Source organism: Acinetobacter sp. YH12046 (assembly GCF_013419905.1).
In the GTDB taxonomy this organism is placed as follows: Bacteria; Pseudomonadota; Gammaproteobacteria; order Pseudomonadales; family Moraxellaceae; genus Acinetobacter.
In genome coordinates, this window is record NZ_VOZF01000082.1 from 1 (window position 1) to 1,183 (window position 1,183).

General features: G+C 37.3%; 2 protein-coding genes. One reads left to right on the forward strand and one right to left on the reverse strand.

Going from position 1 to position 1,183, the window contains the following annotated elements:
• Positions 1 to 150: 150 nt before the first annotated feature.
• On the reverse strand, positions 151 to 357 hold the full coding sequence (locus FTU03_RS16020) for a hypothetical protein (protein ID WP_125279369.1): 207 nt from the start codon (positions 355 to 357) through the stop codon (positions 151 to 153).
• Positions 358 to 530: 173 nt separating this feature from the next.
• Between FTU03_RS16020 and FTU03_RS16025 the strand changes: the two genes are divergently transcribed.
• Positions 531 to 1,028: a phosphate-starvation-inducible protein PsiE gene (locus FTU03_RS16025; RefSeq protein ID WP_005232065.1), complete on the forward strand. Its 498-nt coding sequence runs from the start codon at positions 531 to 533 to the stop codon at positions 1,026 to 1,028.
• The last annotated feature ends 155 nt before the right edge of the window (positions 1,029 to 1,183 follow it).

Below are 1,183 nucleotides of genomic sequence, written 5' to 3' on the forward strand. Positions count from 1 at the left end.
GTGAAGGTAAAGAATGTTGAAGGGTGCAATCTAAATTTTCAGATAAAGTCATAAAAAAATGAGCGTATTTACATACACTCATTTTTACTACATTTTACTAATATTTGCTTAACTGACTGGCATTACTGCAACTGCAGGGCTTTTTATCCATTATACTTTTTCAATCAAGATCGTATCTGGTTGCGTCGTTATTTTAGGATTGAAATGCTTATTTACTATTTTAATTCCCCCTTGCGACTCTAAAGATTCACACAGTTCAAGTACCTTCTGCATCTCTTCAGCCTTGATCCCCGTGCCCAGGATTAATTTTTTTCCTGCTTCTAATTGACTAATTTTTGTTTGAATTTTGTCCAACATTTTTTTCTCCTATTTATTCAATGTAGTTCTCATACAATATAACAAGTTAGTGCAAAAAAAGTGCAAAAGTTCGAATAATTTCACTTTTATTTTATTTTTCTCTTTTTGTGCATGATCTTTGCTAGTTCTTTCCTGTTCATATGTTATTTCACATGAAAAATCTGGAGGAGAACATGAGTAAATCTGAGTCTAAAGTAAAAAGAATAGAAACTCTCCTCGACCGTTTTGGCAACCTTGCCGTTGAAAGTTTCCATTATCTTGCGCTGTTCATTATTGGCTGTATGGTGATCTGGTCCGCAGGTCATACCGTATTTGACATTTTGACCGTCAAACAGTTTGCCACTATCGATGATATTCTTTTACTGTTTATCTATCTGGAACTTGGTGCCATGGTCGGCATTTATTTCAAGACAAATCATATGCCAGTTCGGTTCCTGATTTATATTGCGATTACTGCCCTGACCCGTTTACTGATTTCTGATATTCAACATACGCACAAAGCCAGCATGGATCAGGTTATTATTACCGGTTCGATTCTGATTCTGGCTTTTGCCATTCTGGTGGTCCGTTATGCGTCCTGGACCTATCCATCTGTCATTCGTGACAAGCATAGCGAAAAGCCATTACCAGAAGGTAAAACTCCACGTCCTGAAGATGATGAGTTGGCATAGTCATAGAAAAGTCCCCCTTTGCAAAAGGTGAGATACCGTCTTGGTAGTCAATCAGGTTTTGAGATTATTCGACCACTAAATAATCTCTTTGATAGGCAGTCTGATGTTTTAAAACGCCATAACACAGATGTATAAGCTTGCGCATTGCAGCACCT